The sequence below is a fragment of the Kitasatospora sp. NPDC004240 genome (assembly GCF_053603215.1).
Map to the genome: position 1 here is coordinate 63,991 of NZ_JBSGFD010000008.1, position 23,193 is coordinate 87,183.

Sequence of the window (23,193 nt, forward strand, 5' to 3'; positions counted from 1 at the left end):
GGAGAGGGTGGGCCCATGGACGCACTGATCACGGCCGCCACCTCCGCCGACGAGCGCCGACGCGGAGCCAAGGTCGCCGTACTGCCGGTCGGCAGCTTCGAGCAGCACGGTGATCACCTGCCGCTGACCACGGACACCGTCGTCGCCAGCCTGATCGCCCAGCGGATCGCCACCGACTACGACCTGTTCCTCCTGCCGCCCATCACGGTGTCCTGCTCCCACGAGCACGCCCACATGCCGGGCACCGTCAGCATCAGCGCCGCCACCCTCTACGCCGTGATCAACGACATTTGGAAGTCCCTCCAGGCCTCCGGGGTCCCCGGCCTGCTCATCGTGAACGGCCACGGCGGCAACTACGTCCTCTCGAACGTCGTCCAGGAGGCCAACACCACCGGTCCGAGCGTCGCTCTCTTCCCCGTACGCGAGGACTGGCACCAGGCCCGCGCCGATGCCGGTCTGGAGAGCAGCAGCACCGAGGACATGCACGGCGGCGAACTGGAGGTGTCCCTGCTCCTCCACGGCGCCCCGCACCTCATCCGCGACGGGATCGAGCAGGACGACCACTCCGCCCCGGACCGCCCCTATCTCCTCACCCTCGGTATGTCCGGCTACACCGCCAACGGCATCATCGGCCAGCCGTCACTCGGCACGGCCGCCAAGGGCGGGCTTCTCCTCGAAAGCCTCTCCCGCAGCGCCGCCGCTCATCTCGACATCCTCACCAAGGGCTGACGCCCCGGCCGAGAACGCGACTCGGCCCCTCTCCTACGCCAGGAGAGGGGCCGAGTTTCAGGCGGATCAGGCCGCGGCCGGAGCCTTCGCGGAGGCCTGCGCCGGGATGGTCGCCGACTCGGTCAGCAGGTCACCCTGCGGGTTGTTGTAGGCCTCGCGGTCGAGATTGCCCTCGCGAGCAGCCACGATGACAGGTGTTACAACTTGACCGGCCACGTTGGTCGCGGTGCGGACCATATCCAGGATCGGGTCGATCGCCAGCAGCAGGCCGACGCCCTCCAGCGGCAGGCCCAGGGTGGAGAGGGTCAGGGTCAGCATCACGATCGCGCCGGTGAGGCCGGCGGTGGCGGCCGAGCCGATCACCGAGACGAAGGCGATCAGCAGGTAGTCCTTGATGCCCAGCTCGATGCCGTACACCTGGGCGACGAAGATCGCGGCCAGCGACGGGTAGATCGCGGCGCAGCCGTCCATCTTGGTGGTCGCGCCGAACGGGACCGCGAAGGAGGCGTACTCGCCCGGGACGCCGAGGCGCTCGGTGACGCGGCGGGTGACCGGCAGGGTGCCGACCGAGGAGCGGGAGACGAAGGCCAGCTGGATGGCGGGCCAGGCGCCCTTGAAGAAGTTCAGCGGGTTGAGGCCGGCGGCGAACTTCAGGAGCAGGGAGTAGACCACGAACAGCACCAGCGCGCAGCCGACGTAGACGTCCACGGTGAGCGTCGCGAAGGGCTTGAGGAGGTCCCAGCCGTACGTGGCGACGGACTTGCCGATCAGGCCGAGGGTGCCGAGCGGCGACAGCCGGATGACCCACCACAGCGCGGTCTGGACGAGCTCCAGGACGGACTCGCCGAGCTTGAGGACCGGTTCGGCCTTCGCGCCGAGCTTCAGGATCGCGGCGCCGGCCACGACCGCCAGGAAGACGATCTGGAGGACCTCGACCTCGGTGAACGCGGTGACGATGTTGGTCGGGAAGATCCCGGTCAGGAAGTCGACCCAGGTGCCGGTGGTCTTCGGCGCCTTGAGGCCCTCGGTCGTGAGCGCGGTGCCCTCACCCGGGTCGGTCAGCAGGCCGAGGCCGAGACCGATGGCGACGGCGATCAGCGAGGTGATCAGGAACCAGAGCAGCGTGCGGGCGGCCAGGCGGGCCGCGTTGGTGACGTTGCGGAGGTTGGCGACGCTGACCAGGATCGCGGTGAAGACCAGTGGCGGCACGGCCAGCTTGAGCAGCTGGACGAAGATCTTGCCGATCGTCTCCAGGGTGGTGGCGAGCCAGGAGATCTCGGCGGTGCGGGCGAGGTAGCCCAGCAGGACGCCGAGCACGAGGCCGGCGACGATCTGGACCCAGAACGGGGTCTTCCGGATCTTGGCGAGCACGGAGGGCGACGAGGTCGCCTCGGGCGCTGTGGACATGACGGTGCGGCTCCGGGGAGTGCGTCAGGTGACGGAGAGGGGGGAGGGGAACGCGGCGGCACGGCGCCCGGGGCGGTCGGGGGGACCCGGCCCGGGTTCAGAGGCGTGCCGCCGGAATACAGCTCGGGGCGCGACAGGGGCGCGGGCTGTCCACCGCACCGGTCAGGCAGCACGCGCGCGCGGCCACGGGCATGGGGCCCATGCCGTGCGTCCGGGGTGCTCCTGAGGTGGTCATGGCCGACACGTTAGCAGTAAAGATTTGAGATGTTCAAAGTAGTTGTTTGAGTTCCGGACACGAACGACACTGACGCACCATCAGATCATCCGATCGGGGTCGATTGACCCTGCGCTAGTTATACGTATAACTTGAAGGGACGACCACCACAGAACCCGGAGACCCCCATCCATGGGCTACCTCGCCCTGCTGCGCGCCCCGCACGTCGGCCGACTGCTGTCCGGCACCCTGCTGGGCCGCCTGCCCGCCGGCATGACCGCGCTCGTCATCGCCCTCGCGCTGCGCGAGGCCGACGCGCCGTACAGCAGGATCGGGCTGGCCACCGCCGCGTACGCGATCTCGGCGGCCATCGGCGGGCCGGTGCTCGGACGGATCGTGGACCGCACCGGCCAGCCCAGGGTGCTGCTCGTCTCGGCGGTGGTGGCCGGCACCGGGTACGCGCTGCTGGCGACGGCGCCCGGCTCCGCGCTGGCCGCGCCGGTCGGGGCGGCGATCGCCGGACTGGCCATGCCGCCCCTGGAACCCTGCCTGCGCTCACTCTGGCCGGATGTGGTCGAGGAGGAGCAGCTCGACACCGCCTACGCCTTCGACTCCGCCACCCAGCAGATGCTCTACGTGGCCGGACCGCTCACGGTGGCCGGGATCGCCGGGACGGCCGGCCCGGTGGCCGCGCTCTGGGTGGCGGCCGGGCTCGGCCTGGCCGGCTCCCTGATCGTGGCCACCACCGCGCCGGCCCGCGACTGGCAGGCACCCCCGCGCGCCCACTCGGCCGGACTGCTGGGACCGCTGCGCTCCCCCGGGCTGGTGCTGCTGCTGATCGGACTGGCCGGGGCCGGCTGGTCCGTCGGCGCGCAGAACGTCCTGTTCATCGCGTACGCCGAGGCCCACGAGGGCGCGATCCCGGGCGGCGCGGGGACGCTGCTCGCGCTCGCCGCGGTGGGCGGCCTGCTGGGCGCGCTGGCGTACGGCGCGGTGCGGTGGCGCAGCAGCACGGCGACCCGGACCTGGGTGATGGCCCTCGGGATGGCGCTCTCCTACCTCCCGCTGGTGTTGCTGCCCGGGCCGTACCCGATGGCCGCGCTGGCCTTCCTGTCCGGGGTCGCGCTGGCGCCGCTGCTGGCGGCGGCCTTCGTGCTGGTCGCCGAGCTGGCGCCGACGGGCACGGTGACGGAGGCGTTCGCCTGGCTGGTGACGCTGTTCGCGACCGGCAACTCGCTCGGCTACGCGGTCTCCGGCACGCTCGCGGAGGGCTCGCTGCGCTCCGTGGCGCTCTGCTCGGTGGGCGGGATCGGGCTCGGCGGGCTGCTGCTCCTCGGCTCCCGGCGCTGGTTCCACCCGCTGCCGCAGGGCCGGACGGCGACGGCGGCCGAACCGGTGCCGGTCGGCTGACCCTCCCCCGTACGGGACGTCGGGACAGGACCTACGGCGCGGCCGTCGTGGAGCTGCGCAGCACCAGCGAGGTGGCGAGCGGGGCCACCGGGGCGACCGGTTCGCCGCGCAGCAGTCCGGCGAGCGCGGCCACACCGGCCCGGCCGAGCTCCTCGCCGGGCAGGTCGACGGTGGTCAGCGGCGGGGCGAGCAGACCGGCCACGAAGATGTTGTCCATGCCGACCACCGAGAGGTCGGCGGGCACCCGGAGCCCGAGTTCGGCCGCGGCCTGGTAGACGCCCGAGGCGACCACGTCGTCGTCGCAGATCACCGCGTGCGGGCGGTCGGGGTGCTCCAGCAGCCGGTGCGCCACGCTGCGGGCGGCCGGCTGGCCCTCGTTCAGGCTGACGCCGAACTCGACCACCTCCAGGTCCAGCTCGCGGGCGGCCTCCTCGAAGGCGGCCTGGCGGACCCGGAAGGTGTACGCGGCGTGGGTGGAACGCAGCCGGCCGATCCGGCGGTGGCCGAGGGCGGCCAGGTGCTCGACGGCGGCGCGCATGCCGCCGGCCACGTCGAGCTCGACGGTGGGACGGGCCCGGTCGGTGCCCGGGTCGGCGTCCAGGAAGACGGCGGGGGTGTCGGCGGGCAGCTCGCCGAGCTGGCTGTCGTCCGGTGAACAGATCACCAGGCCGTCGAAGCGGCTGGTGGTGGCGGCCGCGGCGAGGGTGGCGCTGCCCCAGCCGGAGCTGACCACCACGGCCAGGCCGTGCTTGCCGGCCTCCTCGTGGACGCCCTCCAGCACCCGGCCGAAGAACGGGCCGAGGATGTTGGGCACCGCCAGCAGGATCATGCCGCTGCGGCCCAACCGCAGTTGCCGGCCGGCCGCCTGCGGGCGGTAGCCGAGGCTGCGGGCGGCCTCCCGGACCCGCTCACGGGTGGCGTCCGAGACCCGGCGTCCGGCCTCGGCCCCGGAGAACACCAGCGAGACGGTCGCCTGGGAGACCCCGGCCAGCCGCGCCACGTCCCGCCCGGTCGGCCGGCGGACGGGCGGCGGCCAGGTGCCGCTGGTCACGGCCGACGCGGGAGCGGCGTGTTCCCCGGGGTCGGTGTGCTCGCCGGGCCCGTCGTGCTCCCCGGACCCCGCGTGCTCATCGGGCCCCGCGTGCTCGTCGGACCCCGCGTGCTCGTCGGACCCCATGTGCTCCTCGGGCCCGGCGTGCTCCTCCGGCCGAACAGGACGCGACGGCTCGGCGGGCGGGGAACCGGCGGGCGAAGGCCCACCGGACGGCGGCTCGGGGTTGGCGGGCACGGGTGTACGGGGGCTCAGCTCGACCGGTCGGCCGCCGCGCGGGCGGCCTCGTCGGCGGCGTCCTCCTCGGCGTTCTGCGCCGCGATCCGGTCGGCCGTCCGGCTGCGGATGCCGGAGACCTTGCCCGCGATCTGCGCCGACATCTCGTCCCGCTGCCGGCTCAGCAGCACGTAGCTCAGCGGGGCCGAGACGAGTGCCGCCAGCAGGAACAGGAACACCATGCCCGCCTCACCCCGGACCGGGATGACCTGGAAGTGTCCGAGCACCAGGGCGACCAGCAGACAGCCGAGGAAGATGCTGGCGCGCAGGCAGGTGTAGCGGAGCGCCGCGTGCGACCTGCCGCCGTTCACTTCGCTGCTCACTGGGGACACATCCTTACTGCGCGGGGGCGGGACCGGTCTCCCAGTGAAGCATGCCGTACGGCCGCCCCGGCGACGGGTCCCGGCGCTCAGCGGAGGTCGAGCCACATGATGACCTCGTCGCGGTCGTCCCCGGGGGCGACCCGGATGGTGCCGGGCACCCGGCCGACCTCCGTGTAGCCGCAGCGGGCGTAGAACCGCTCCAGGCCCTGCCCGCCGCGGACGGTCAGCCGCAGTCCGGTCAGTCCCCAGGCGCGGGCGGCCCGTTCGGCCTCGGCCAGCAGGGCGACGCCGTGGCCGCGGCCCTGGAGGGCGGGGTCCACCATGACCCGGCCCAGCCTGCGCCAGTGGTCCATCAGGCCGAACCGCAGGTCCTCGAAGATCAGCAGCCCGGCCAGCCGGCCGGTGGCGGTCTCGTGGGCGACCAGCAGCCGGTCCGGCCCGGCGGGTGCGACGGCGCCGAAGTGCTTCTCCGCCGTGATCCAGACCTCGTCCCGGGTGACCGGCGGGACGAAGCCGACGGCCCCGCCGGCGTTGGAGGCGTCGGTCCACAGCCGGACGACGTCCTCGCGCAGCTCCGGGGTGAGTTCGGGATCCAGGGTGAAGGTCAGTGTCATGGTCGCCGAGCCTAGGTCGTGGATCCACGACACCCGTCCGGCGGGTCAGCGGGCGGCGGCCACGGCCCGGTCCGGGGTGCTCCGCAGCGCCAGGCAGAGGCCGACGGCGACGGCGCAGAGCCCGCCGGCGGCGTACCAGGCGAGGTCGTAGTCGCCGAGGGCGTCCCGGGACAGGCCCGCCAGCCAGGCGACCGCGGCGGCGCCGATCTGGTGGCAGGCGAGCACCCAGCCGAAGACGATCGGGGCGTCCTCGCCGAAGTGCCGGCGGCAGAGCGCGACCGTGGGCGGCACGGTGGCCACCCAGTCGAGGCCGTAGAAGATCACGAAGGCCAGGATCGGCGGCTCCGGCGAGCCGGCGAACAGCTGCGGCAGGAAGAGCAACGACAGACCGCGCAGCGCGTAGTAGGCGATCAGCAGCCGGGCGGAGTCGAAGCGGTCGGTGAACCAGCCGCTGGCGATCGTGCCGATCACGTCGAAGACGCCGATCAGCGCCAGCAGGCCCGCCGCCGTGGTGACCGGCATGCCGTGGTCGTGGGCGGCCGGGATGAAGTGGGTGCCGACCAGTCCGGCGGTGGTCGCGCCGCAGATCGCGAAGGAGCCGGCCAGCAGCCAGAACGTCCGGCTGCCGGAGGCCTGCCGCAGCACCCGCAGCGAACGGGCCAGCGCCCCGCCGTCCCGGACCGGCGGGGCCGGCGGCTCGGTGGCCCCGTACGGCAACAGGCCGAGGTCGGCGGGGCGCTCGCGCATGAACAGCAGGACCGGGACGGCGACCGCGCTGGCGGCCAGCGAGACGGCGACCACGGCGGAGCGCCAGCCGTGGTGCTCGACCAGCCAGGCGCCGAGCGGCAGGAAGACCAGGTTCCCGGCGGCTCCGGCGGCGGTGAGGACGCCGGTGACCAGCCCCTGCCGGTCCTGGAACCACCGGCCGGTGACGGTGGTGGCGAAGGCGCCGGCCATCGAGCCGCTGCCGAGGCCGACCAGCACGCCCCAACAGAGGATCAGCTGCCAGGGCTCGGTCATCAGCATGGTGAGCCCGGCGCCGGTGGAGATGGTCAGCAGGGCGCAGACCACCACCAGCCGCACGCCGAAGCGGTCCATGAGGGCGGCGGCGAAGGGGGCGGTGAGGCCGTACAGGGTGAGGTTGACCGAGGTCGCGCCCGCGATCGTGGCGACCGACCAGCCGAACTCGTGGTGCAGGGCGTCCATCATCAGGCTGGGCGTGGAGCGGAAGCCGGCCGAACCGAGCAGGACGAGCAGGGAGATCCCGGCCACCACCCAGGCGTAGTGCAGCCGGGGACGGCCGGCGGGAGCAGGCGCCACGGGAGCGGGAGTCCCCGGAGCGGTGGGGGCGTGCTTGACGTTCGGTTCGTTCACCCGGTCGAGTGTCCCGGCACGGTCGGACGGACACGAGGATCCGGACTGCCAGATTTCCCAAGGAAAGCGACACCGGCCCCGAGGAGGACGCGGATTTCCGCGGGGCGGCCCGGCCTGACCGGAATTCACCCCTCCTACGGGTCGGATCGGACGGCGGCAGGCCGCACGCACCCCGAGCACGGCACGCCCCGCCACCGTCCAACCGCACTGCGCGGGCCCTGAACCCGCGCACACGCTCTCCGCACTCGCCGAGGACCCGCCCACGACCGGCAGACTGCGGCCCCCCTGCTGACAACGTCCCCCTGTGCACAGCAGCACCGCACCGGCGTTTCCGGTGGTCCCTCGGCGTCCCCTCGCGACGGAGCGCTGCACCCAAGAGTGATCAGTCGGATACGTCACGTCAATGGGTAGTCGGAAATTCGGAATGGTTGCGTCAGCTTTCAGCCGGATGATCGTCAGGTGAACCGCCACCGGCCCCCGGAGCGGCCGCCGAGCCGCCGGAACGTCGGCGCACCGGTTCGTCCCGACGTCCGCGCACCGGCCCGGATCACTGCGCCAGGGCCGCCCAGTCGACGCTCTCCAGCGGGTCCACCACCGGGGCTTCGGCGCCGATCTCGCACCAGACCCGCTTGCCCGAACCGTCCGGGTACCAGCCCCAGCGGTCGCAGAGCAGTTCCACCAGCTCCAGGCCCCGGCCGTTGGTGGCGTCCACGTCGGCGCCCGCGTGCCGGGGCGCCGGGGCCGCCTGGCTGGCGTCCGCCACCTCGACCCGCAGCGGCCCGGCCATCGCCAACTCCGGTACGGCCGCGGGCCGCGCCGGCGCCGCATCGGGGCCGGCGGGTGCGGCGTCCGACCGCGCGGGTGCGGCATCGGACCCCACGGGTGCGGCGTCGGACCCCGCGACGTCGAACGCCTCAGCGTCGGCCCCTGCGGCGTCCACCGGCAGACAGAGGCGCAGGACGGCCGGACAGCCGGTGTGCACCACGGCGTTGGTCACCAGCTCGGAGACCACCAGCACCACCGTCTCGGCGATCGGGGCGTCCGGGTCCACGCCGTGGTTCAGCAGTCGTGAGCGGACCCACCGGCGGGCCCGGCCGACCTCGGCGGGATCCGCCCGCACCGCCAGCTGTACCTGAAGAACCTGCACCGCTCCACCACCCGCACTCGCAGTTCGGCCGTCGTGTCGATCGGGCCGGATCGTCCAGCCGGCCGGCCGGGGGCGCCCACCGCCTCCCGGGCCGCCGCGAACCCGTCCGCCGCGAACTCGTCCGTCGCGCACCGGCAGCGACGGGAATACGCCTCAGGATGATTCGGCGGATCGACCGCAGCAAGCGCTTCGGGCATATTCCAGCGATCGGGGGACAGGGCAGTGCATACTGTCCCGTTCACTCCGGCGAGCCTCGTACCGGTGACCGCCTACAGGCCGGACGGGTCGTGGCGAACCTATCGCCGGAACACTCCCGCACCACGCCCGCCACTCGCGAACCACCCGTGCGACATATGTCCAGGAACCTTCGAACATCGGAATCGGCGGCACGTCCCCCGATGTGACGATCCGAAACTCCCCGTTCCATTCTTCACGGATTCCCCCCGTCCGGGAAACCCGCCGGGATACCGTTGAGTAGGTAGCGAATCCGCGGCCCGGATCCCACGACAGGAGGGTGGTTGGTCATGCCCGCCCCCGGGAGCGTCCCGCGCTGGGACGAACAGCTCCAGCGCCGGCTCGCCCGCGGCGAGGAGACCGCGCTCGGCGAACTCTACGACCAGCTCGCGCCGATGGTGCACGGTCTGGCCGCGCGGATACTGGCCGACCAGGGCGCCGCCGACCAGCTCACCCGCGAGGTGTTCGGCCACCTCTGGGAGCACCCCGAGGCCTTCGACCCCGCCCAGGGCTCGCTGCGCTCCTGGCTCGGCGCCCTCACCCACCGCCGCGCGGTGGACCGGCTGCGACTGCGCCGCGGCGCCGGCGCCCCGGGCGGCGGACACCCGGGCGAGGAGGAGATCCGGGCCGTGGCCACGGCCGCCCGGGTCCAGTACGTGGTCGACTCCCTGCCGCAGACGCTGCGCGAGACCATCGCCGTCACCTACTACGACGGCCGCACCTACCAGGAGACGGCCCGTCGGCTGGGCATCACCGAGCAGGCCGCCAAGCAGCGGATGCGGCTCGGCCTGGGGCTGCTCGCCACCGAACTCGCCGAGGAGCGCGCCCGGCAGGAGCGGGACGCCGGTCCGGCCGCGCCGCCGCAGGACACCGGCGGCACCGGCACCGGGGCCGCCGACACGGAAGGGGGCGCGTGATGACCGACGGGGAGCGGCACGAGGCCCTGCGTTCGCTGCTCGGCGCCTGGGCGTTGGGCGCCTGCCCGCACCGCGAGGCCGCCGAGGTGGAGAAGCACCTGGCCGACTGCCGGGAGTGCGCCGAGGAGGCGACCCGGCTGCGGGACGCCGCCGGCTGGCTCTCGGAGGACGAACCGCTGGACCAGCCGGTCGCCCTGCGCCAGCAGGTGATCGACTGGTGCCTGGCCCGGCGTCCGGCCCAACTCCCCGTCCCCGCCTGGGGCGTGCCGTACACCGCGGAGACCGCCAAGTTCGACGCGCTGCTGCGCGACCTCGGCCCGGAGGAGTGGCAGGAGGTGGCCGACCTGCCCTGGCACGGCGGCACCGAGCGGCTGCGTCCGGCCGAGGTGCTCTGCCACCTCGCCGCCGTGGACGGCTACCTGGCGCTCGCGCTCGGCCTGCCCGACCCGGTGCCCGGCGGCCCGGGGGTCCAGGGCGCACCGGGCGGGCCGGTCCCGCGGCGGGTGCCCCCGCAGGACGGCGGGGCGGCCCCGGCGTTCCCCCGGGTGCCCCCGCAGGGCGGTCCGTGGGCGGGGATCGCCGGCCGCACCGCCCGCCTCGCCGCCGAACTGGCGGGCCGGTCACCGGAGTCGGTCCGCGCGCTGTGGCGCCGGCAGACCCATGAGCTGGTCCGCAGCGCCGCCCTGGCGCCGCAGGGCAACACCCCGGTCGACTACGGCTTCGCGAGGCTCCCGCTGCGGGACGCCTTCATCGACCGGGCCTTCGAGTGCTTCGTCCACGGCGAGGACGTGGCCCGCGCCGTCGCCTACCCGTACGAGCCGCCGGCGCCGCAGCACCTGCGGCAGATGATCGACCTGGCGGTCCGGATGCTGCCGCTCGCGCTGGCCGCCCTGCGCGCGGGCGGCGACGGCGGCGGCAGCAGCAGCGGGCCGGTCCCGGCATCGGCGCCGGGGAGCGGACCGGGCCGGCAGCTGCGGCTGGTGATCGACGGCCCGGCGGCCGGCGAGTGGCTCATACCCCTGGACGGCCCGACCGGCGGCGCCGACGACCCGGCCGACCGGGTCACCGGTCACGCCCTCCTCCGGGGCGGGCCGCCGGGCGAGCCGGTGGCCGCGATGGTGCTGGACGGACTGGAGTTCTGCCAGCTGGCCGCCGCGCACCGCGACCCCGACCGGCTGCCGGTCGGCGAGCACGGGGACCGGGCCGCGATCCGCGAGGTGCTGCGGGCGGCCCCGCTGCTCTCCCGCCCCTGACCCGGCACGCCCCTCACCCGGCCAGGACCGAACCGGTCCGGACCGGGCTCAGGCGTCGGGTTCAGGCGAAGACGACCGTGCGGGTGCCGTTGAGCAGCACCCGGTGCTCGCTGTGCCACTTCACCGCGCGGGCCAGTGCCTGGCACTCGACGTCCCGGCCGAGCGCGACCAGCTGGTCCGGGGTGATGTCGTGGGTGACCCGGGCCACCTCCTGCTCGATGATCGGGCCCTCGTCGAGGTCGGCGGTGACGTAGTGCGCGGTGGCGCCGATCAGCTTCACGCCCCGGGCGTGCGCCTGGTGGTAGGGCTTGGCACCCTTGAAGCTCGGCAGGAAGGAGTGGTGGATGTTGATCACCCGGCCGGAGAGCGCCGTGCACAGCTCGTCCGAGAGCACCTGCATGTAGCGGGCCAGCACGACCAGGTCGACGTTCTCCTTCTCCACCAGGTCCAGCAGCTGCTGCTCGGCCTCGGCCTTGGTCTCCCGGGTGACCGGGATGTGGTGGAAGGGGATGCCGTAGCCCTCGGTCAGCTCGCGGAAGTCGGCGTGGTTGGAGACCACGGCGGCGATCTCCACCGGCAGCGCGCCGATCCGGGTGCGGAACAGCAGGTCGTTCAGGCAGTGCCCGAACTTGGACACCAGCAGGACGATCCGCATCCGCTCGTCGCTCGGGTGGATCGTCCAGTCCATCCCGAACGAGGCGCCGATCGCCGCGAAGCTGGCCCGCAGCTTGTCGACGGTCACCGGCCCGGGCGCCGAGAAGTGCACCCGCATGAAGAACAGCCCGCTGTCCCCGTCACCGAACTGCTGGCTGTCGATGATGTTGCAGCCGGTCATGAAGAGGTAGCTGGAGACCGCGTGCACGATCCCCTGCTTGTCCGGGCAGGACAGCGTGAGGACGTACTGGGTGCCGGCGGCCGACTGCTGTTCCACGGTGGGTGTGTCCCGTCCTGAGGTCGTTCGTGTGGGTGGTCCAGCGTGTCACATTCCGGACACGCCGTGCGCCGCTGCCCGTACTGCGGGACGGCCGGCGGTACGGGGCCTCACACCTGGGTCAGGATGCGCAGCACTTCCAGCGAGCGCGGCGGGAGGTCCGGGTCCTCGCCGTCGCCGGCCGCCAGCGTGACGTGCGCCTCGCGGGCCGCCCGGACCGCCTCGGGCCAGTCGGGGTGGCCCAGGTAGGCGGAGGCCGGGGCGTCCGCGCCGACCTCGTGCAGGACGCGGACCACCCGGAGCACCGCGACGTCCACCAGGGCGGCCTCGGTGGAGTCGCGGAAGATCGTTCCGACGTACTTCTCGGCCGACCAGCGGTCCAGCCAGGAGTCCTCCACCAGTCGGTAGACGGCGTCGGTCACGTCACCGTAGCCCTCGCGTCCGGAGAGCCAGGTCTCCTGCTGGAAGGCGGGGTCGGAGAGCATGTGCAGCGCCGAGCGCAGTCGGGCTCGCCAGCGCCACCAGGGCAGGTCGTTGAGCGGCATGCCGCCCATGGTGCTTGAGCGGTACCCCTGGCGAGAAGGGTTTCGGGCAGACCGGTACGAAGAATCTGTGCTGGCGGACATGAAGGTCGATCGTACGTTCCCCTACCGTTCGCGTTCTACACGCGTCCATGACCTCGCCCGCCCGGAGTTCCGCCTCCGTTGGCCTTCCGTTCGCTTTTCGGCCCTCTCGACGTGTGGCATGCGGGCTTACCTGGTGCCCGAGCGCAGCAAAGCGCCGCCAGGGAGGGAAGACCGATGACCAGCCGAAGGGGCTCGTCCCAGGATCCGAAGTCGATCGCCGCGCGACCGCGTCGCCGCCGCCCGATCGCAGCAGCAGCCGCCACGATGGCCCTGCTCCCAGCCCTCTTCTCGGCCTCCGCGTGCGGCGGACCGGCCGACGCCGCCACCAACGGCGGCGAACTCACCGTGATGACCTGGGCCCCCGCAGGCACGGGCGCCACCGACCGTCCCGGGATGACCGCCCTCGCCGAGGCGATCGGCCGGGATCTCAACGCCAAGGGCGGGATCGGCGGCAGAAAGCTGCGGGTCCTCACCTGCAACGAGCACAACAGCGCCGACGGGGTCACCGCCTGTGCCCAGCAGGCCGTGGACGCCAAGGCGGTCGCCGTGATCGGCTCCTACAGCCAGTACGGCGCCAACTTCATGACCGTCCTGGAGCGGGCCGGCATCCCCTACATCGGCGGGTACGGACTGTCCCAGGCCGAGTTCGGCAGCCCGCTGTCGTACCCGGTGGGCGGCGGCATGCCGGCGCTGATCGGCGGCAGCGGCCGTCAGCTGGTCGACGCCGGCTGCCGGACCATCTCGCTGATCCGTCCGGACACCCCGGCGGGCGACAGCCTGCTCGGCGCGCTGGCCAGCGCGCTCAAGCCGGCCGGGATCAAGCTGCTGGACGTGCGGTCGCCGGAGCAGTCGAACGACTACACCGCGGTGGTCCGCAAGGCGGTCGGCAAGGACGAGCCGGGCAACTGCGTCACCAGCGCGCTCGGTGCCGAGCCGACCGGCAACCTGCTCGACTCGTACCGCCGGACCGGCGCGAAGAACACCCGGATCGCCTCGGTGATCGGCAGCGTGCAGCAGTCGGTGGTCGACTCCACCGGCGGCGACAGCGGGCCGCTGGCCGGCGCCTACGTGAGCAGCTGGTTCCCGCCGGAGTCCTCGAAGGTCTGGGACGCGCTGCGGACCGTGGTGCGCGGCACCAACGCGGGCGGCCAGAGCATCGACGTGGCGGACCCCGGCGTGCAGACCACCTGGGTCGCGTACGACGTCTTCCGCCAGGCCACCGAGCGGCTCGGCGCCGCCGGGCGCCCGGTCACCCCCAAGTCGCTGGTCTCGGTGCTGGACAGCGGCGACCCGATCGACACCGCCGGGATCACCCCGCCGCTCAGCTGGGGCACCACCAACATGCTGGCCCGGGCCGACTCGCCGCGGCTGGTCAACACCTGGGTGACCTTCCAGGTGGTCAAGGGCGGGCGGCTGACCCTTCAGCAGCCCGGCTTCGTGGACGTGCGCTGGGTGCTCACCGGGAGCAAGCCCCCGGCGTGACCCGGGCCGTACGGTGACGAACGACCGAGGGGGTCCTGCCCGATCACGGGCGGGACCCCCTCAGGGCGTGTCTGACGGACACGCCCTCGCCGTTCCCGCTCAGAGGTCGCCGTCGGACTTGGTCGGCAGCCCGGTCTGGCCGGCGATGGCGTTCCACAGCGCGGACGCCTGCTTCTTGGCGGTGGTCGCGGTGCCACTGGCCGCCACGGCGTTCTTGTAGTGCGGGTTGTCCGACTTCTTGGGCTCGCAGGCGGTCTGGGCGTCGGCGGCCCAGGCCGCGTACTCCTCGTCGGCGGTGGCCGAGGCCTGCCACGCCTGGTTGAGCTGCTCCACCAGCTGCTGGCCGCTGGGCAGCTTGTCGGTCTTCAGCTGCGCCAGCTTGGCCTGGAGGTCCTTGCGCTGGCCGGCCGCCGCCGCGAGGGCCTGCTGCGACTCCGGCAGCTTGTCGCACTTCTGCACCGCGGCGACCGCGCCGATCACCGCCTGACGGCTGTCGTTGGCGGTGCCGAGCAGCTCGGAGAGCGCCTGCGCCTGGGTCTTGGTCTCGGGGCTCACCGTGGCCGGGCCGCTCGCGGTGGCCGAGGGGCCGGCGCCGGGGGTGCCGGTGACCACGGGTGCGGCGGCGGGCTTCTTGTCCTGGCCCTTCTCGTCGTCGCCGCCGCTCATCAGGAAGGCCACCAGGATCGCGCCCGCCGCGCAGCCGGCCACCACCCCGCCGATGATCAGCTTGTTGGACGAGCGGCCGCCGCCCGGGCGTCCGCCGACCTGCGGCACCGGGGCCACGGGCGGGACGGGCGGCGGGCCCTGGGCCGGCACCGCCGCGGTCGGGTAGTCCTGGAACCCCGGGTACGCCCCGGCCGGCTGCGGCGGAGGGGCCTGCTGCCCCGGGTCGGCCGTCGGGTACGGCGGCAGGTACTGCGTGTCCGCGGCGTGCTCCGGCCCGCCGTGCGGCTGCGGCGGGTACGGCTGCCCCGCCGGCTGGCCGTACCCCGGGCCGTCGAACCCCTGCACCTCGCCGAAGGTCTGCTGCTCGCCGTACGGCTGCGGATCCGCGTACTGCGGCTGGCCGTAGGCCGGCTGGGCGGGCTGCGGCGACTGGCCGTACGGCGGGGCCTGGGGCGGCGGGCCCTGCGGCGGCCGGGCCGGGTTCGACGGCTGCTGCCCGGGCTCCGGGCGGAACAGGTCGTCCAGGTTGAAATCCCCCGAATTGGGGTACGAGCGGCGCTGACTCAACGCGATTCCTCACCTGTGCACGACCGCGCGCTGACGGCGGACCACATCTCGTCGGTTCTGGGGAGCATCACAGCTCCTTGGACGTCGCGCCCACGCTACCGGTTCACCGAACCGGGTGACCACGTGGGCGGAACATCCTCACAAACCGCACTCGTGCCCTGGTCAGGACGGCCGCGAGCCGGCCCGGCCGCCGGTCAGGCGGCCTCCGCCTCGGCCCTCGCCTGGAACTCGCGGACCACCCGCTGCTCCCGGAACGGCTCCAGCCGACGACGGAACTCGTCCAGGTACTCCACCCCTCGGTTGGACCGCAACCCGCTCAGCAACCGCATCGCCTGCGCGCCCGTCTCACAGGCCCGCTCCAGGTCCCGCTGCTGCAGTTGGGCCGTGGCGAGCAGCACGAGGTCCACCGCACGGCGCCGCACCCGGGTCGGCGGGTGCAGGTCGAGCGCCCGGCGGGCGTAGTGCTCGGCCTGGCCGGCCTGTTCGAGGTCGCGGTGGCAGTGCGCCAGCTCGTCCGCCAGGTAGGCGTCGTCGAAGTGGACGATCCAGTCCGGATCGTCCTCCGGACGGCGCCGTTCCATCGCCTCCAGGGCCTTGGCCGCCACCGCCTCGCAGGAGCGGGCGTCCCCGAGCAGCGCGTGACCGCGCGCCTCGGCGGCGTAGAACATCGCCATCGCGGTCGGGGTGGCCACCGAACGGGCGCCCTCCTGGGCCGCGCGGGCGAGTTGGGCGATCTCGCGCGGATTGCCCAGGGTGGCGGCGAGGTGGCTCATCGAGGCCGCCAGGACGTACCCGCCGTAGCCGCGGTCGTCCGCCGCCTGGGCGAGCCGCAGCGCCTGGATGTAGTACCGCTGGGCCAGGCCCGGCTGCCCGGTGTCCACCGCCATGTAGCCCGCCAGCTCGGTCAACCGGGCCACCGCCGCGAAGAGTTGCCGCCCGGTCTCCTCCCGGTAGGCACCGCCGAGCAGGCCGGAGACCACGCTGTTGAGGTAGTGGACGACCACCGGGCGGACGTGCCCGCTGCCGAAGCGGTGGTCCAGGTCGACCAGCATCGCGGTGGTCGCCTTGATCGCCGCGACGTCGGTCGGCCCGACCCTGGTCCCGCCGGTGCGCGCCACCACCGGGTCGGGCGGGGTGATCAGCCAGTCCCGGCTGGGCTCCACCAGCGCGGAGGCGGCCACCGTGGCGCCGGTCAGGAAGTCCCGCCGGCCCACGTCGCTGCGCCACAGCTCGCAGACCTGCTCCAGCGCGGCGCCCAGGGTCGGGGCGAACTGCAGCCCGATCCCGGAGCTCAGGTTCTTGCCGTCCGCCATGCCGATCTCCTCGACCGACACGCTGCGGCCGAGCTTGCGGCCCAGGGCCTCGGCGATGACCGCCGGGGCCTGGCCGCGTGGTTGTTGACCACGCAGCCAACGGGCGACGGACGTCTTGTCATACCGCAGGTCGAGGCCGTGCTCGGCCCCGCAGAGGTTGACCCGGCGTGCCAGGCCTGCGTTGGAGCAGCTGGCCTCCTGGATCAGCTGCTGCAGACGCTCGTTGGGCTGTCGTGCGACAAGTGGTCTCGCGGCCATGGCTTCGCCTCCCCACACCCTCCGGTCCCGGCCGGCGGGCGACGATTCTGCTGATCTGTTGCCGACTGTCCGACCGTCCAAGGAATCTGACACAAGGTTAGCGATCAGCAACGCCAGCGGGATACCCACGGTGACGATCCCCACCCCCCACGCGCCCGGTGAAATGCACCTGTGCGCCCCCGTTGCGCCCGTCCCCCGCCGGTCCGCGACGGTGCCTCACCGAATCGGGTGACATTGCCCCCGCGCGACACTCCGCCCCCCGCCCGGCCGTAACCAGCCTCACGCACGGTAGTTGAGCAGCCCGTGGAAGACATCCCAGGAGCCCTCGACCAGGGCGGCACCGCCGATCCGCCCCCGCTGCTCATCGAAGCCGTCGGCTACGCCGAGAACCGCCACTGGGAGGTCGCCCCGGGCGCCTGGCTGGTCGACGGCGACGGGCCGGCCCGCTGCTCGTGCGGTGACCTCCGCTGCCCGCTGCCGGGCGCCCACCCGATCGACGCCGACTGGGCCCGCAGGGCGAGTGCCGGGCCGGGCGCGGTGCGCCGCTGGTGGACCGAGCGCCCGCAGGCCTCGATCCTGCTGCCGACCGGCCGCTCCTTCGACGTCCTGGACGTGCCGGAGACCGCGGGCTGCCTGGCGCTGGCCCGGATGGAGCGGATGGACCTCCAGCTCGGTCCGGTCGTGGTGGTCCCGGCCGCGACCGGCCGGGTGGGGCGGCGGCTGCACTTCCTGGTGCTGCCCGGGGTGGCGGCCAAGCTCCCCGAGATGCTGCGCCGGCTCGGCTGGCCGCCCGGCCGGCTGGACCTGGTGGCCCGGGGCGAGGGCGACTGGACGGTGGCGCCGCCGTCCCGGGTCGGCCCGTGCGGCTTCGCCCAGTGGGCCCGCTCGCCCTCCGCGCTGAACCGCTGGCTGCCGGACGCCGCCGAGCTGATCAGCCCGTTGGCGTACGCCTGCGGACGCGAGGCCCCGGCGGCGCGCGCCCGTCCGGCCCAGCCGGCGGGGGTGCGCTGACCCGGACCTCACCCTCCCGTGAACTGCCGTCCTGCGCCTATCGGGTGAGGGCGTGCACCGCGCGACACCCCGCGCGCGACTGACGGGCCTTGTCTCCCACCGGAGGCGGGGCCCGTCACACGCGTCTCCGGATAAGAAGTCGGTGTACCCGCTGGTCAACGGCGAAAGCCCCTCGGACGAGTGACAGCGCTCAAGGATTGCCGTGATCTGCCGAGGGGAGGAATTCCACCGTGAGGGGACGCCGGAAGGGACGCTCGGACGGGGAAGCCGGGCGGGGCGGCAAGGAGGGGAAACCGGAGGGGAAGCGGGGGGACCGGGAGGGGAAGCGGGGGGACGGAGGGGAACGGGAGGGGACGGGAGGGGAACGTGGTACCGGCCGGGCTCGGGGTGGCCGGTGCCACGGAGGAGGGAAACGGGGTGGGACGGGCAGGGCCCGGCGCACACCTCCCGGCGGGGACCGGGAGGGGGCGTCGGGCCCTGTGTCGCGTGCCGGACCGCTCGGGTCCGTTACGCCCTGCTCCGCGTACGGACCGCTGGCGGGCCGCCGCGGTGATCCGCCGGCGGTGATCCCCGCCGGGATCCACGCGGTGACCGCTCAGGCGCGGGCCACGAAGACGTGCGCCGCGATGTCCTTGCCCAGCTCGGCGGCGTTCTCGCCGCTGCCCACCAGCACCCCGCCGACGCCGGCCGCGACCTGCACCGTGGAGCCCGGCCGGATGCCGGCCCGGCGCAGGGTGCGCATCAGCTCGCCGTCGGTCTGGATCGGCTCGCCGATCCGGTGGACGACCACGCTCTCGCTGCCCTCGTCCGGCTTCACCGCGTCCAGGGTGATCAGCCCGGCGTCGAAGCCCTCGCCCTCGGCCTTGGCGTCGCCCAGCTCGTCCAGGCCCGGGATCGGGTTCCCGTACGGGGACTGGGTGGGGTGACCGAGCATCGCCAGGACCTTGCGCTCGACCGTCTCGCTCATGACGTGCTCCCAGCGGCAGGCCTCCTCGTGGACCTGCTCCCACTCCAGGCCGATCACGTCGACCAGGAGGCACTCGGCGATCCGGTGCTTGCGCATCACCCGCACGGCCAGCCTGCGCCCCTCCTCGGTGAGTTCGAGGTGGCGGTCGCCCGCGACCTGCAGCAGGCCGTCGCGCTCCATCCGGCCGACCGTCTGGCTGACCGTGGGGCCGCTCTGCTCCAGGCGCTCCGCGATCCGCGCGCGCATCGGGACGATGCCCTCTTCCTCCAGCTCCAGGATGGTGCGAAGGTACATCTCAGTCGTGTCGATCAGCCCAGACATCGCCGCTGGCTCCGTTCTTCGGTGTCCTCACCGCCAATTCTGTCCTACCGCACTGACAACCGGGCCCGCGCAGGCGTGTTCGGGACACCTTTTCGTTCCTGTTGACAGCGGGACGGGTGAGGCAGCACGGTCGTCGCCGTAGCTTTCTCCATCGGCGGTCTGGACCACCCGGGCCGCCCCACCCGGCCGGCTCCCCCACCGGCAGAGAGCGAAGGCAACAGATGAACGACCTGGTCGGCGCGTACTTCGACGCCGCGATCGCCCACCTCCGGCGGGTCCGCGCCGAGGAGGCCGGGAACATCGAGGCCGCCGCCGGGCTGCTGGCCGAGGCGATCACCGAGGGCCGCCGGGTCTTCACCTTCGGTTCGGGACATTCCTCGCTGGCGGCCCAGGACGTGGTCTACCGGGCCGGCGGGCTGGTCCCGATCAACCTGCTGGACGTCCCCGGGATGGCCGGGGTGACCGTGATGCCGGCTCCGCTGTCCAGCGCGCTGGAGCGGGTCTCGGGGCTGGCCACCACCACCCTGGACCTCACCCCGGCCACCGCCGGCGACCTGCTGTTCCTCATCTCGCTCTCCGGGCGCCAGACCATGCCGGTGGAGCTCGCCCAGCACGCCCGCGCCCGCGGCCTGAAGGTGATCGGGCTGACCTCGCTCGCCTACCCGGCCGAGGTGGCCTCGGCGCACCCCTCCGGCACGTACCTCAAGGACCACTGCGACGTGGTGCTGGACAACAAGATCGCGGTCGGCGACGGCGAACTCACCCATCCGGCCGCCGAGACCACCTTCGGACCGGTCTCCACCATCGTCACCAGCGCCCTGATGCAGGCCGTGGTCGCCTCGGCGGTCGGCCGGCTGGCCGACGCCGCGGCGGCCGGCACCGGCCCCACCCCGCCGCTGTTCCGCTCCGGCAACGTGCCCGGCGGGACGGAGTGGAACGCCAAGCAGATGGCGGACAACGCGGAGCGGATCTTCTACACGTACTGATCCGCCCGCACCGGCCGGCCCGCACACACCGATCCGCACGCGGGCGCGGGCGGGCGGGCACCGGCGGCCGGCGGTGACGCCCGCCCCCGTCCCGGCGGGGGCGCCCGGCCCCTCTGAGACAACCTGCGCGGCTTCCCGGCCAATGCGGCCGGGAGCCGGGGGAGCCAGGCGTACCGCTCCCGGTGACCGGGCATGGGGACCGCTGCGACTTGAGCGACGGGTGGGGGCCGAGGATGGCGTCGGATGCTGCTCCGATGGGCGGGCTGCGCGAGAGCGGGCTGCTGCCCGGGTCGTTCTGGACGGCCGACACGGCCTCGCTGCGCGGCCAGCGCCGCGCGGTGACCCTCTCCGCCTGGGAGCTGGCGCTGCTGGTCGCCGCCGCCGCGACCGGCTCCGCCGACGGCGGGCCCTGGGCCTGGCTGGCCGCCGTCGCGTACCTCGGCGCGATCGTGCTGGCCGTGGTGATCGGCCGGCAGAACCCGCAGGGCCTCTGGTACGAGGGCCGGGCCGCCGCCGAGTCGGTCAAGACGCTGGCCTGGAAGTACGCCGTACGGGCCGACGCCTACCAGCCGCCGCCGCGCAGCCTGCCGGACGCCGAGGGCCTCTACCGCTTCCAGCTCGACCGGGTGCTCCAGGCCTTCCGGGACGGCCGGGCGGTCGGCGCGGGCGAGGGCGCGGGCACGGGCGGGGTCACCGACGGGGAGCCGGACGGCGCCGCCACCGGGATCACCCCGGAGATGCGCGCCCTGCGCGAGGAGCCGCTGGCGGTCCGCCGCGAGGTGTACCTGCGCGAGCGCATCGAGGTGCAGCAGGGCTGGTACACCGCCAAGGCCCGGTACTGCGCGCGGGCCGGCTTCTGGACCGGCGTGCTCGGCGTGGTGCTGCCGCTGCTCGGCCTGGTGCTCGCCGTGCTGCGGGCGATGACCGGCTTCTCCTACGACGCGCTCGGGACCGTCTCGGCGGTGGCCGCCTCCGTCACCGCCTGGGCCCAGCTGCGCCAGTACCGCCCGCTGGCCGCCGCGTACGCCATCGCCGCCGACGAACTCGCGCTGATCCGGCGCCAACTCACCGAGCTGGACCTCGCGGCGGCGGACGCCGAGGAGATCTGGGCCAGGCTCGCCCGGGACGCCGAGGACGCGGTCTCCCGTGAGCACACCACCTGGCAGGCGCGCCGCGAGGTGCGTGGCCGGGACCACTGAGGAGGCGGCACGTGGCACTACGGATGGTCAAGACGCCGGACGGCCGCGCGCTGGCCGTCGAGACGCTCGGCGACCCACGCGGGCGTCCGGTGTTCCTGCTGCACGGCACCCCCGGCAGCCGGGTGGGGCCGCACACCCGCAGCACCGTGCTGTACCGGCTGGGCGTGCGGCTGATCTCCTTCGACCGGCCCGGCTACGGCGACTCCACCCGGCTGCCGGGCCGCCGGGTGGGCGCGGCGGCGGCCGACGTCAGGGCCATCGCGGACGAGCTGGGGCTGACCGGGTTCGCGGTGGTCGGCCGCTCGGGCGGCGCCCCGCACGCGCTGGCCTGCGCGGCCCTGCTGCCGGAGCGGGTGCTGCGGGTGGCCACGCTGGTGAGCCTGGCGCCCCGGGACGCGACCGGGCTGGACTGGTACGCCGGGATGACGCCGTCCAACGTCCGCGCCTACCGGGAGGCCGAGCGCGGCCACCACCGGATCGCGGACAGCATGCAGTTCCGCTCGCAGCAGATCAAGGACGACCCGGTCAGCCTGCTCAAGGGGCTGCGTCCCGAACTGCCGGCCACCGACCGGGAGGTGGTGGGGGACGCCGGCTTCCGCCGGATGCTGCAGAGCAACTACCGGGAGGCGTTCCGGCACAACGCGGACGGCTGGATCGACGACGTGCTGGCCTTCACCACCGAGTGGGGGTTCAAGGTCGAGGACATCGCGGTGCCGGCCTGGCTCTGGCACGGCGCGGACGACCAGTTCTCGCCGGTCGACCACTCCCGCTGGCTGGGCGACCACATCCCGGGCGCCGCGCTGTTCCTGGAGCCCGGCGCCGCCCACTTCGGCGCCTTCCGGGTGATGACCCAGGCGCTCAAGTGGGCGGCGGGGTAGGGCGCCACGAGGATCCCGGGCGTCAGACCCGCACCCGGGTGACCGGGGCGCCGCCGGCGAGCACCGCGAGCACGTTGTCGACCGCGAGGCCGCCCATCGCCTGCCGGGTGCGGACGGTGGCGCTGCCCAGGTGCGGGGCCAGCACCGCGCGCTCCTGGGCGAGCAGCGCGGACGGCACCTCCGGCTCGCGCTCGAAGTTGTCCACGGCGGCCGCGAACAGCGCGCCGGACTCCAGTGCGGCGGCCAGCGCGGTCTCGTCCACCACTCCGGCGGTCATGCTCACCAGCACCGCGCCGGAGGGCAGCCGGGCGATCCGGTCGGCGTCCATCAGGTGCCGGGTGGCGGCGCTGAGCGGGCAGGTGACCACCAGCACCGCGGACCGTTCGAGCAGCTCGTCCAGCGGCAGCCAGCGGGCGCCCTCGGCCCGGTCGGCGGGCAGCTCGGTGCGGTTGTGGTAGCTGACCGGCATGTCGAAGGCCCGGGCCCGGCGGGCCACCGCCTGGCCGATCCGGCCCATGCCGAGGATGCCGAGCGGGGTGCCGGACAGCTCCAGGCCGAGCAGGAAGTTCGGCGCCCAGGCCCACGGCCGCCCGGCGCGCAGCAGCCGCTCGCCCTCGCCGAGCCGGCGGGTGGCGGCCAGCAGCAGCGCCCAGGCCATGTCGGCGGTGGCGGCGGTCAGCACGCCGGGCGTGTTGCTGACCGGCACCCTGCGGGCCGCGCAGGCGGCGAGGTCGACATTGTGGTGGCCGACCGCGTGGTTGGCCACGATCCGCAGGCCGGGCCCGGCCGCGGCGAGGAACTCGTCGTCCACCCGGTCGTCCAGGGTGGTGATCACCGCGGAGCGGCCGCGGACGGCCGCCAGCAGCTCCTCGCGGGGCATCGGCAGGTCCGAGTCGTGCACGGTGGCCGCGTGGTGCGCGGTGAGCCGCTCGGTCACCCCCGGGGCCAGGCGACGGGTGACCAGGACGGGGGGCAGCTGCGCGCTCATCGGACACTCACCAGGCTCGTCGGGCTCATCGGGCACACCGGATGGACGGGG

The 23,193-nt window shown here is 74.0% G+C and carries 21 protein-coding genes; 9 read left to right on the forward strand and 12 right to left on the reverse strand.

Annotation, left to right across the window (positions count from 1 at the left end; translation table 11 throughout):
- Window positions 1-15 precede the first annotated feature (15 nt).
- Entirely contained in the window at window positions 16-729 is a 714-nt protein-coding gene (locus ACWEQL_RS04135; RefSeq protein ID WP_452148587.1) for a creatininase family protein, read from the forward strand.
- A gap of 66 nt (window positions 730-795) precedes the next feature.
- On the opposite strand, the gene ACWEQL_RS04140 is transcribed toward ACWEQL_RS04135, so the two are convergent.
- Window positions 796-2,136, reverse strand: coding sequence for a dicarboxylate/amino acid:cation symporter (locus ACWEQL_RS04140; protein WP_452148588.1), 1,341 nt, complete (start codon window positions 2,134-2,136; stop codon window positions 796-798).
- A 406-nt stretch (window positions 2,137-2,542) separates the two neighbouring features.
- Between ACWEQL_RS04140 and ACWEQL_RS04145 the strand changes: the two genes are divergently transcribed.
- Window positions 2,543-3,760, forward strand: a complete 1,218-nt coding sequence (locus ACWEQL_RS04145; protein WP_452148589.1) for an MFS transporter — start codon at window positions 2,543-2,545, stop codon at window positions 3,758-3,760.
- A gap of 31 nt (window positions 3,761-3,791) precedes the next feature.
- On the opposite strand, the gene ACWEQL_RS04150 is transcribed toward ACWEQL_RS04145, so the two are convergent.
- The 5 genes from ACWEQL_RS04150 to ACWEQL_RS04170 all read right to left on the reverse strand — a co-directional run bounded on the left by ACWEQL_RS04150 (window position 3,792) and on the right by ACWEQL_RS04170 (window position 8,545).
- Window positions 3,792-4,937, reverse strand: a complete 1,146-nt coding sequence (locus ACWEQL_RS04150; RefSeq protein ID WP_452148590.1) for a LacI family DNA-binding transcriptional regulator — start codon at window positions 4,935-4,937, stop codon at window positions 3,792-3,794.
- 125 nt (window positions 4,938-5,062) lie between these two features.
- Entirely contained in the window at window positions 5,063-5,410 is a 348-nt protein-coding gene (locus ACWEQL_RS04155; protein WP_452148591.1) for a DUF4229 domain-containing protein, read from the reverse strand.
- An 86-nt stretch (window positions 5,411-5,496) separates the two neighbouring features.
- Window positions 5,497-6,024 (reverse strand): N-acetyltransferase family protein, encoded by a 528-nt coding sequence (locus ACWEQL_RS04160; protein ID WP_452148592.1) that lies wholly within the window; start codon window positions 6,022-6,024, stop codon window positions 5,497-5,499.
- Window positions 6,025-6,069: 45 nt separating this feature from the next.
- On the reverse strand, window positions 6,070-7,398 hold the full coding sequence (locus tag ACWEQL_RS04165) for an MFS transporter (RefSeq protein ID WP_452148593.1): 1,329 nt from the start codon (window positions 7,396-7,398) through the stop codon (window positions 6,070-6,072).
- A gap of 547 nt (window positions 7,399-7,945) precedes the next feature.
- The gene (locus ACWEQL_RS04170; protein WP_452148594.1) at window positions 7,946-8,545 is read right to left on the reverse strand and encodes an ATP-binding protein; all 600 of its coding nucleotides are present in this window, start codon (window positions 8,543-8,545) and stop codon (window positions 7,946-7,948) included.
- A gap of 524 nt (window positions 8,546-9,069) precedes the next feature.
- Here ACWEQL_RS04170 and ACWEQL_RS04175 point away from each other — a divergent pair.
- A complete protein-coding gene (locus tag ACWEQL_RS04175; RefSeq protein ID WP_452148595.1) occupies window positions 9,070-9,696 on the forward strand; it encodes a sigma-70 family RNA polymerase sigma factor in 627 nt (208 codons plus the stop codon).
- The gene (locus tag ACWEQL_RS04180; RefSeq protein ID WP_452148596.1) at window positions 9,696-10,949 is read left to right on the forward strand and encodes a zf-HC2 domain-containing protein; all 1,254 of its coding nucleotides are present in this window, start codon (window positions 9,696-9,698) and stop codon (window positions 10,947-10,949) included. Before ACWEQL_RS04175 ends, ACWEQL_RS04180 begins: the two co-directional genes overlap by 1 nt.
- Before the next feature lie 61 nt (window positions 10,950-11,010).
- Here ACWEQL_RS04180 and purU read toward each other — a convergent pair whose 3' ends face one another.
- Together purU and ACWEQL_RS04190 are read right to left on the reverse strand one after the other, a co-directional pair.
- Window positions 11,011-11,880 carry a formyltetrahydrofolate deformylase gene (gene purU / locus ACWEQL_RS04185; protein ID WP_452148597.1) on the reverse strand — a complete coding sequence of 290 codons (870 nt, stop codon included), beginning with the start codon at window positions 11,878-11,880 and terminating at the stop codon, window positions 11,011-11,013.
- Between the two features lie 110 nt (window positions 11,881-11,990).
- Complete coding sequence (locus ACWEQL_RS04190; RefSeq protein WP_452148598.1) at window positions 11,991-12,425, reverse strand: SCO4402 family protein; 435 nt, start codon at window positions 12,423-12,425, stop codon at window positions 11,991-11,993.
- Window positions 12,426-12,680: 255 nt separating this feature from the next.
- On the opposite strand from ACWEQL_RS04190, the gene ACWEQL_RS04195 reads away from it, so the two are divergent.
- Window positions 12,681-13,988: an ABC transporter substrate-binding protein gene (locus ACWEQL_RS04195; protein WP_452148599.1), complete on the forward strand. Its 1,308-nt coding sequence runs from the start codon at window positions 12,681-12,683 to the stop codon at window positions 13,986-13,988.
- A 99-nt stretch (window positions 13,989-14,087) separates the two neighbouring features.
- On the opposite strand, the gene ACWEQL_RS04200 is transcribed toward ACWEQL_RS04195, so the two are convergent.
- On the reverse strand, window positions 14,088-15,221 hold the full coding sequence (locus tag ACWEQL_RS04200) for a hypothetical protein (protein WP_452148600.1): 1,134 nt from the start codon (window positions 15,219-15,221) through the stop codon (window positions 14,088-14,090).
- 194 nt (window positions 15,222-15,415) lie between these two features.
- Window positions 15,416-16,792 (reverse strand): transcriptional regulator, encoded by a 1,377-nt coding sequence (locus tag ACWEQL_RS04205; RefSeq protein ID WP_452148601.1) that lies wholly within the window; start codon window positions 16,790-16,792, stop codon window positions 15,416-15,418.
- Between the two features lie 303 nt (window positions 16,793-17,095).
- On the opposite strand from ACWEQL_RS04205, the gene ACWEQL_RS04210 reads away from it, so the two are divergent.
- Window positions 17,096-17,803: a bifunctional DNA primase/polymerase gene (locus tag ACWEQL_RS04210; RefSeq protein ID WP_452148602.1), complete on the forward strand. Its 708-nt coding sequence runs from the start codon at window positions 17,096-17,098 to the stop codon at window positions 17,801-17,803.
- Window positions 17,804-18,398: 595 nt separating this feature from the next.
- On the opposite strand, the gene ACWEQL_RS04215 is transcribed toward ACWEQL_RS04210, so the two are convergent.
- Window positions 18,399-19,091 (reverse strand): metal-dependent transcriptional regulator, encoded by a 693-nt coding sequence (locus ACWEQL_RS04215; protein ID WP_452148603.1) that lies wholly within the window; start codon window positions 19,089-19,091, stop codon window positions 18,399-18,401.
- 221 nt (window positions 19,092-19,312) lie between these two features.
- On the opposite strand from ACWEQL_RS04215, the gene ACWEQL_RS04220 reads away from it, so the two are divergent.
- The 3 genes from ACWEQL_RS04220 (at window position 19,313) to ACWEQL_RS04230 (ending at window position 22,154) form a co-directional block, all read left to right on the forward strand.
- The gene (locus ACWEQL_RS04220; protein ID WP_452148604.1) at window positions 19,313-20,077 is read left to right on the forward strand and encodes an SIS domain-containing protein; all 765 of its coding nucleotides are present in this window, start codon (window positions 19,313-19,315) and stop codon (window positions 20,075-20,077) included.
- A gap of 254 nt (window positions 20,078-20,331) precedes the next feature.
- Window positions 20,332-21,276: a DUF4231 domain-containing protein gene (locus tag ACWEQL_RS04225; RefSeq protein WP_452148605.1), complete on the forward strand. Its 945-nt coding sequence runs from the start codon at window positions 20,332-20,334 to the stop codon at window positions 21,274-21,276.
- A 23-nt stretch (window positions 21,277-21,299) separates the two neighbouring features.
- Window positions 21,300-22,154, forward strand: coding sequence for an alpha/beta fold hydrolase (locus tag ACWEQL_RS04230; protein WP_452148625.1), 855 nt, complete (start codon window positions 21,300-21,302; stop codon window positions 22,152-22,154).
- A gap of 22 nt (window positions 22,155-22,176) precedes the next feature.
- Here ACWEQL_RS04230 and ACWEQL_RS04235 read toward each other — a convergent pair whose 3' ends face one another.
- The gene (locus ACWEQL_RS04235) at window positions 22,177-23,142 is read right to left on the reverse strand and encodes a 2-hydroxyacid dehydrogenase (RefSeq protein WP_452148606.1); all 966 of its coding nucleotides are present in this window, start codon (window positions 23,140-23,142) and stop codon (window positions 22,177-22,179) included.
- Window positions 23,143-23,193: the final 51 nt, after the last annotated feature.

Excerpts from the sequence above, each read along its gene's own strand:
- ACWEQL_RS04220 (WP_452148604.1), top strand. The coding sequence starts at position 19,313 with ATGAACGACCTGGTCGGCGCGTACTTCGACGCCGCGATCGCCCACCTC.
- ACWEQL_RS04145 (WP_452148589.1), top strand. The coding sequence starts at position 2,543 with ATGGGCTACCTCGCCCTGCTGCGCGCCCCGCACGTCGGCCGACTGCTG.
- ACWEQL_RS04195 (WP_452148599.1), top strand. The coding sequence starts at position 12,681 with ATGACCAGCCGAAGGGGCTCGTCCCAGGATCCGAAGTCGATCGCCGCG.
- ACWEQL_RS04175 (WP_452148595.1), top strand. The coding sequence starts at position 9,070 with ATGCCCGCCCCCGGGAGCGTCCCGCGCTGGGACGAACAGCTCCAGCGC.
- ACWEQL_RS04150 (WP_452148590.1), bottom strand. The coding sequence starts at position 4,937 with ATGGGGTCCGACGAGCACGCGGGGTCCGACGAGCACGCGGGGCCCGAT.
- ACWEQL_RS04230 (WP_452148625.1), top strand. The coding sequence starts at position 21,300 with ATGGTCAAGACGCCGGACGGCCGCGCGCTGGCCGTCGAGACGCTCGGC.
- ACWEQL_RS04180 (WP_452148596.1), top strand. The coding sequence starts at position 9,696 with ATGACCGACGGGGAGCGGCACGAGGCCCTGCGTTCGCTGCTCGGCGCC.
- ACWEQL_RS04160 (WP_452148592.1), bottom strand. The coding sequence starts at position 6,024 with ATGACACTGACCTTCACCCTGGATCCCGAACTCACCCCGGAGCTGCGC.
- ACWEQL_RS04205 (WP_452148601.1), bottom strand. The coding sequence starts at position 16,792 with ATGGCCGCGAGACCACTTGTCGCACGACAGCCCAACGAGCGTCTGCAG.
- ACWEQL_RS04190 (WP_452148598.1), bottom strand. The coding sequence starts at position 12,425 with ATGCCGCTCAACGACCTGCCCTGGTGGCGCTGGCGAGCCCGACTGCGC.
- ACWEQL_RS04235 (WP_452148606.1), bottom strand. The coding sequence starts at position 23,142 with ATGAGCGCGCAGCTGCCCCCCGTCCTGGTCACCCGTCGCCTGGCCCCG.
- ACWEQL_RS04215 (WP_452148603.1), bottom strand. The coding sequence starts at position 19,091 with ATGTCTGGGCTGATCGACACGACTGAGATGTACCTTCGCACCATCCTG.
- ACWEQL_RS04225 (WP_452148605.1), top strand. The coding sequence starts at position 20,332 with ATGGGCGGGCTGCGCGAGAGCGGGCTGCTGCCCGGGTCGTTCTGGACG.
- ACWEQL_RS04135 (WP_452148587.1), top strand. The coding sequence starts at position 16 with ATGGACGCACTGATCACGGCCGCCACCTCCGCCGACGAGCGCCGACGC.
- ACWEQL_RS04140 (WP_452148588.1), bottom strand. The coding sequence starts at position 2,136 with ATGTCCACAGCGCCCGAGGCGACCTCGTCGCCCTCCGTGCTCGCCAAG.